Genomic DNA, 7,380 nt, shown 5'->3' on the forward strand with positions numbered 1-7,380 from the left:
CAAGCGCACCGTCTCGGCCAGGGCCTGCCGCACCGGCCCGGTCGGGCCGTGCACCGTGACCGCGTCGTCGACCCGCGATTCGTAGATCACCGCGGACACCACCGCGGCGAGTTCGGCCGGGGACAGCCCCGCCCAGACCCGCCGGCGCAGGCATTCGGCGACGAGCAGATCGGCTTCGCTGTAGATCCGGGCGAGCCGTTCCCCGGCGTCGGTGGTGGCCGGGTCCGGGCCCTCGGTCAGGTAGCCGCGTTCGACGAGCAACGCCACGATCTTCTCGAAGGTGCGCGCCAGGTTGTCGGTGGCGGCCTCGGCGCGGCGCCGCTGCTGCGCGATCTCGCGCTCCAATCGGATGTAGCGCTCCCCGACCCGGGCCAGCGAGTCGAGTTCCGGGGTGCGGTGCGCCGGATGTTTGCGCAGCCGGCGGCGCAACGCGTCGATCTCCCGGGTGTCCCCGCCGGTCTTCGCCCGTTTCGGGCGGCGCGGCACCACCAGTCCCTTCGATCGCAGCGCCGAGGCGATGTCGCGGCGCCCGCGGCCGGTGCGGTGATCGACGTGCCGCGGCATCCGCAGCCGGTCGAGGACCGTCGCGGGGGTCGGGAAGTCCCCGGCCGAGACCCGACCCGACCAGGCGTCGAGGGTGACGATGTGCGGGCGCGGATCGGTGACGTCCGGATCGGTGTCGACGACCACCGCCAGGCCGGCCCGCCGACCGGCGGGCACCGCGATGATGTCGCCGCGCCGCAGCGCCACCAGCGACGCGACCGCCGCCTGCCGGCGTTCGGTGCGCCCGGTGCGTTCGCGGGCCCGTTCGGCGTCGGTGAGTTCGGCGCGCAACCGCAGGTAGTCGAGGATGTCGCTGTCGTCCCCGCCGAGCTGGCCGCGCAGCTTCGCCAGCGCCGTCTCGTTGCGCTCGATGCTGCGGGTGAGCCCGACCACCGACTTGTCGGCCTGGAACTGGGCGAACGACATTTCCAGCAGCACCCGCGACCGGTCGACACCGACCGCGTCGATCAGGTTCACGGCCATGTTGTAGGACGGGCGGAACGAGCTGCGCAGCGGGAAGGTGCGGGTCGAGGCCAGACCCGCCACCGCGTCCGGTTCGACGCCGGGCTGCCACAGCACCACCGCGTGACCCTCGACGTCGATGCCGCGGCGCCCGGCCCGACCGGTCAGCTGGGTGTATTCGCCGGGGGTGAGCTCGGCGTGGGTTTCGCCGTTGTATTTGACGAGCCGTTCGAGCACCACGGTGCGGGCGGGCATGTTGATGCCCAGGGCGAGGGTTTCGGTCGCGAACACCGCCCGCACCAGACCCCGCACGAACAGCTCTTCGACGGTGTGCCGGAACGCGGGCAGCATCCCGGCGTGGTGCGCGGCGATGCCCCGCTCCAGCGCGGTGCGCCACGCCGAGAAGCCGAGCACCTCGAGGTCCGCGGCGGGCAGCTCGCGGGTGTGGGCGGTGACGATCTGCCGGATCTGCGCGGCCTCGTCGTCGGTGGTCAGGTGCAACCCCGAGCGCAGGCACTGCGCCACGGCGGTCTCGCAGCCGGCCCGGCTGAACACGAAGGTGATGGCCGGGAGCAGGCCCTCCCCGTCCAGGCGGGCGATCACGTCGGGGCGGGGCAGCGGCCGGAACGAGCCGCGGCCACGCGGCTGCCACCGGTCGGTGGCCTCGAACGCGGTGCGGCGCCGCACCTGCGCGAGCAGTTCCGGGTTGACCACCACCCCCCGGCGGCGCGCCGTCGCGGGCGTGTCCGGCGCCTCGGCGCGGGCATCGAACAGGTCGTAGATGCGGGGGCCGAGCATCATGTGCTGGTGCAGCGGGATGGGCCGGACCTCGTCGACGATCACGGTGGTGTCGCCGCGCACCGTGGTCATCCAGTCCCCGAATTCCTCGGCGTTGGACACGGTCGCGGACAGGCTCACCAGCCGCACATCCTCCGGCAGGTGCAGGATCACCTCCTCCCACACGGCGCCGCGGAACCGGTCGGCGAGGAAATGCACCTCGTCCATCACCACGTGACTCAACCCGATCAGGGCGGTCGACGACGCGTAGAGCATGTTGCGCAGCACTTCGGTGGTCATCACCACCACCGGGGCCCCGGAGTTGATGGACTGGTCGCCGGTGAGCAATCCGACCGCGTCCTTACCGTGCCGGGCGCACAGGTCGGCGTACTTCTGGTTGCTCAGCGCCTTGATCGGGGTGGTGTAGAAGCATTTGCTGCCCGCCTGCAGCGCCAGGTGCACCGCGAACTCACCGACGACGGTCTTGCCGGCGCCGGTGGGGGCGCACACCAGCACCGAATGCCCCGCCTCGAGCGCGCGGCACGAGTCCCGCTGGAACGGGTCGAGCGGAAACCTCAACCCGCCGGCGAACGCGGCGAGCTGCCCGCCCACCTCGCTGCCGGTCGGGGCGACATCGTCGGGGCCGGGGGCTGCGCTCACAGGGTGTCGGAATAGTCGGGGCGGGTGGCGGCCGCCGGTTCGACCGGGCTCGGCGCCGGGATCGGTGAGCTCTCGTCGTCGTCGAGGTCGCCCCAGCCCGCGTCGCGGTCGCGGCGGGCGCGGCGCTTGTCGTTGAGCCGGGCGATCTGGATGGCGAACTCGAGCAGCAACGTCAACGCCAGGGCGAGCGCGATCATCGAGAACGGGTCCTGCCCGGGCGTGGCGATCGCCGCGAACACGAACACCGCCATGATCAGGCCGCGGCGCCACGCCTTGAGCTTGTCGTACGGGAGCACCCCGACGGCGTTGAGCGCGACCACGACCAGCGGAATCTCGAACGACACCCCGAAGATGATCAGCAGGTTGATCATGAATCCGAAGTATTCGGAGCCGGACAGCGCGGTGACCTGCACATCGTTACCGACGGTGAGCAGGAACGACAGGGCGTGCGTGACGACGAGGTAGGCCAGGACCGCACCGGCGACGAACAGCGCCGCCCCGGAGATCACGAACCCGATCGCGTAGCGGCGTTCCTTGCTGTACAGGCCGGGGGTGATGAACGCCCACAGCTGATACAGCCACACCGGGCACGCCATCACCACCCCGGCCGTCGCGGCGACCTTCAGGCGCAGCATGAACTGTTCGAACGGGCCGGTCGCCAGCAGGTGGCAGCCCCCGTCGCTGCTGATGTCGGCGCGCGAGGACGCGGGCAGCGAACAGTACGGGTCGAGCAGGATCGTGCCGAGGCTGTCGAGCCCGAACGGGCCGCGGCTGTACCAGATGAACCCGAGGATGGTGGTGAGCAGCACCGCGGCGAGCGACACCAGCAGCCGGGTACGCAGTTCGTACAGGTGCTCGACCAGCGACATGGTGCCGTCGGGATTGGACTTGCGCCGGCTGCGGCGCGGATCGAACGGGATGCGCACGGTGCGGTTCTCAGCTCCTGTCAGGGCCACCGGAACAACCAGGGCCCCCTGGGGTCAGCGGAACCGGGACACCTCGGCAGGTGCCCCGGCGGGAGAGCTCGGTCAGGCCGACCGCGGCTCGGTGTGCGGCACCGATTGCTGCGGGGGCACGGCCGGATCCCCAGGCTGGGTCGGCGGCAGCTGCGCAGGCGCCGGCTGCGCCGCGGCCCGCGCATCGTCCTGCTGCATCTCCTTGACCTCGCTCTTGAAGATTCGCAGGGAGCGACCCAGACCGCGCGCAGCGTCGGGCAGCTTCTTCGAACCGAAGAGAATGATGACGACCAACGCGACGATGGCCCAGTGCCACGGGCTCATTGCACCCATTTACAAACCTCCACTGATCGGCTCTTGACGATGTTACCGGACCCCGGCACCCCCGAGCCGCGGCCGGACCCGTTCGGCGCAGTGTTCGCGCAGCGTTTACATCCCGGTCGCGGACGGGGTGCCGGCCTCGAGCGCGGCGTAGGCGTCGAGGGCGGCGGCGGCCCGCGCCCGCACCGCGGTGACCAGTTCGGGCGGTTCGAGCACCGTGACACCGGCGCCGAGCCCGACGGCGAGCCGCGCCATCCAGTCCGGGGACGCGAACCGCAGCACCGCCTCGCAGCCACCGTCCGGGAGCACCCGCACCTCGCCGAGCGGGTAGTAGTCGAGCAACCAGGTGTAGCCGGGGGCGATGCGTAACCGGGCCGCCGGCAACGACGGGTCGCCCGCGAACAGTTCGAGGTGCTCGTCGTCGTGCAGCGCCCGGTGCGGGGGCCGCGCCGGTTCGGTCAGCTCCGTCGCGGCGTCGATCCGGTCGAACCGGAACAACCGCACCGCCTCCGCGGAGCGGCACCACGCCTGCAGATACGTGTGGTCGTCGATCAGCACGATGCGGATCGGGTCCACGTCGCGTTCGGAGACGGTGTCGCGCGAGGCCGAATAGTAGGTCAGGTGCAGGGCCCGGCCCCGCCGCACCGCCGCCCGCACCTGCGCGGCCACCGGATCCTCCACGACGGGCCGCTCCGCCCCGGCCGGCACGTGGGCCGCGGCGGCGCTGCCCGCCGCGGCCTCGATCTTCGCGATCGCGCTGTGCGCGGCGGACGGATCGACCACCCCGGGCATCTCGAGCAGCGACCGCAACGCCACCAGCAGCACCGTCGCCTCGGTGGAGGTCAACCGCAGCGGCCGGTCCATGCCCGCGGTGAACGTCACCACGATGCTGTCCTCGGAGAACGACAGGTCGATCAGGTCGCCGGGGCCGTAGCCCGGCAGCCCGCACACCCACAGCTGATTGAGATCGTCCATGATCTGTTTCGGGGTCACCCCCAGATCGCGGGCCGCCTCGGCCGCGCTGATCCCCGGATGCGCCGTGAAGTACGGCACCAGGTTCAGCAGCCGCGCCAGCCGCCCGGACAATCGTGCACTCATCGCCGGTCCTCCCCCGTCGTCGCGCTGCCGGTGACGATCCCGGCCAGGATGCGCTGCACCTCGGCCCGCAATTCGGGCGGGTCGAGCACCAGCGCGTCGGCGCCCTGCCCGGCCACCACCCGCCCGATCCATTCCCACGACCGCACCGGCACGTCGAGCACGGTGCCGTCCCGCTCCCCGATGCGACGGCGGCGCACCTCTTCGCCGAGGCGCCGCAACTCGTAGGCCCGGCCGTCGGCGACCCACACCCGCGCCGACCCCGCGACCTCCCCGCCGCGCGTCGCGGCCAGTACCCGGGCCCGCAGATCCACCCCCTCCGGGATGTGCACGGCACCGGCGGGACCGACCGCGTCGACGTCGTCGCCGATGCGGGAGAGCCGGAAGGTGCGCACCGCGTTGCGGTCCCGGTCGTGCCCGACCAGATACCAGCGGCCGTGCACGGTCACCACCCCCCACGGCTCGACGGTGCGGTCGGTCCACGGATCGGTGGGGGCACTGCGATGGGAAAACCGTACGGCGCGCCGCGCGTCGACCGCCGCCAGCAACTTCTGCAACGCCGGTTCCGAGCCGCGGGCCCGCGCCGGCACCGCGGTGACCGTGCCCGCCGACTCGGGATCGACCTGCACGCCCGCCGCCCGCAGCTTCAGCAGCGCGCCCTGCGCCGCGGAGGTCAGCTCCGGCGAATCCCACAGCGCGGCGGCCACCGCCACCGCGGCGGTCTCCTCCCGGGTCAGCTCGATCTCCGGCAATTCGTAGGCGTCGCGGTTGATGCGGTAGCCCTCGACCGTGGAGAACCGGGACGGCATGCCCGTCTCCAGGGGGATGCCGAGGTCGCGCAGTTCGTTCTTGTCACGCTCGAACATCCGGCTGAACGCCTCGTCGCTGGCGCACTCCGCGTACCCCGCCACGGACGCCCGGATCTTCTCCGCGGTCAGGAACTGGCGGGTGGACAACAGCGCGATGACCAGATTCACCAGCCGTTCGACTTTCGAGATCGCCACGGGCCAACCCTAGTGCCCGACCGCCGCTCACACCCGGCCGCAACCCACATTCGCGCGGTGCGCCCGCCCGCCGGTCACATCGACGCGATGAGCCGTTCGACGCGCTCGTCGACCGAGCGGAACGGATCCTTGCACAGCACGGTGCGCTGCGCCTGGTCGTTGAGCTTGAGATGGACCCAGTCGACGGTGAAGTCGCGGCCCGCCGCCTGCGCCGCGGCGATGAAATCGCCGCGCAGTTTCGCGCGGGTGGTCTGCGGCGGCGTGTCGACGGCCGCATCCACCGCCTCGTCGTCGGTGGCGCGGGCCGCCAGCCCCTTGCGCTGCAGCAGATCGAACACCCCGCGCCCGCGCTTGATGTCGTGATACGCCAGATCCAGCTGCGCGATCTTCGGGTCCGACAGGTCCAGGTTGTAGCGGTCCTGGTAGCGCTGGAACAGTTTGCGCTTGATCACCCAGTCCACCTCGGTGTCGACCTTCGCGAAGTCCTGCGACTCGACGGCGTCGAGCACCCGACCCCACAGATCCACCACCTGCGTGACATGCGGATCGGGGTGCCGGCTGCGCAGGTACTCCACGGCCCGCGCATGATATTCGCGTTGGATGTCGAGGGCGCTGGCCTGCCGGCCCCCGGCGAGCCGCACCGGGCGGCGCCCGGTCAGGTCGTGGCTGACCTCCCGGATCGCGCGGATCGGGTTGTCCAACGCGAAATCGCGGAACGAGATCCCCGCCTCGATCATCTCGAGCACCAGCGACGCCGACCCCACCTTGAGCATCGTGGTGGTCTCGGACATGTTCGAATCCCCCACGATCACATGCAGGCGCCGGTACTTCTCGGCGTCGGCGTGCGGCTCGTCGCGGGTGTTGATGATCGGGCGCGACCGTGTCGTCGCCGACGACACGCCCTCCCAGATGTGCTCGGCCCGCTGCGACAGGCAGAACGTGGCCGCCTTCGGGGTCTGCAGCACCTTCCCGGCCCCGCAGATCAGCTGCCGGGTCACCAGGAACGGCAACAGCACATCGGAGATCCGGGAGAATTCCCCGACCCGCGCGACGAGGAAATTCTCGTGGCAGCCGTACGAATTCCCGGCCGAGTCGGTGTTGTTCTTGAACAGGTAGATGTCGCCGCCGATGCCTTCCTCGGCCAGGCGCTGCTCGGCGTCGATCAACAGGTCCTCGAGGACCCGCTCGCCGGCATGGTCGTGTTCGACGAGCTGGAGCAGATCGTCGCATTCCGCCGTGGCGTATTCGGGGTGGGAACCGACATCGAGATACAGGCGCGCCCCGTTCCGGAGGAACACGTTCGAACTGCGCCCCCAGGACACGACCCGCCGGAACAGATACCGGGCGACCTCGTCCGGGCTCAGCCGCCGGTGCCCGTGGAAGGTACACGTGACGCCGAACTCCGTCTCGATACCCATGATTCGTCGCTGCACACTTCGACAGTACCGCGGGCACGCAACTGTGATGGGTCGCAACGAAATCTAGGTTCGAGCTGTGACCCTCGGCGGCGGGCCGCGGGGGCCCGTCCCGGCCCGTTCTCGATGTCGACGGCCACGCACCCC

At 71.1% G+C, this 7,380-nt stretch carries 6 protein-coding genes; all 6 read right to left on the minus strand.

Features of this window, described 5'->3' with window-relative positions; genetic code table 11:
- The coding region (locus Q8814_RS23085) for a DEAD/DEAH box helicase (RefSeq protein ID WP_330154307.1) at positions 1 to 2,442 on the minus strand (2,442 nt) is incomplete at its 3' end.
- Entirely contained in the window at positions 2,439 to 3,368 is a 930-nt protein-coding gene (gene tatC / locus Q8814_RS23090; protein WP_330154312.1) for a twin-arginine translocase subunit TatC, read from the minus strand. The genes Q8814_RS23085 and tatC, both read right to left, overlap by 4 nt.
- 102 nt (positions 3,369 to 3,470) lie before the next feature.
- Complete coding sequence (tatA, locus tag Q8814_RS23095; protein ID WP_330154308.1) at positions 3,471 to 3,731, minus strand: Sec-independent protein translocase subunit TatA; 261 nt, start codon at positions 3,729 to 3,731, stop codon at positions 3,471 to 3,473.
- A gap of 96 nt (positions 3,732 to 3,827) precedes the next feature.
- The gene (locus Q8814_RS23100; RefSeq protein WP_330154309.1) at positions 3,828 to 4,817 is read right to left on the minus strand and encodes a helix-turn-helix transcriptional regulator; all 990 of its coding nucleotides are present in this window, start codon (positions 4,815 to 4,817) and stop codon (positions 3,828 to 3,830) included.
- Entirely contained in the window at positions 4,814 to 5,818 is a 1,005-nt protein-coding gene (locus Q8814_RS23105; RefSeq protein ID WP_330154310.1) for a helix-turn-helix transcriptional regulator, read from the minus strand. The genes Q8814_RS23100 and Q8814_RS23105 overlap by 4 nt, the downstream gene beginning before the upstream one ends.
- Before the next feature lie 74 nt (positions 5,819 to 5,892).
- Complete coding sequence (gene pafA / locus Q8814_RS23110) at positions 5,893 to 7,251, minus strand: Pup--protein ligase (protein ID WP_330154311.1); 1,359 nt, start codon at positions 7,249 to 7,251, stop codon at positions 5,893 to 5,895.
- Positions 7,252 to 7,380 lie beyond the last annotated feature (129 nt).

This window comes from Rhodococcus chondri, from assembly GCF_036327435.1.
Lineage (GTDB): Bacteria > Actinomycetota > Actinomycetes > Mycobacteriales > Mycobacteriaceae > Rhodococcus > Rhodococcus chondri.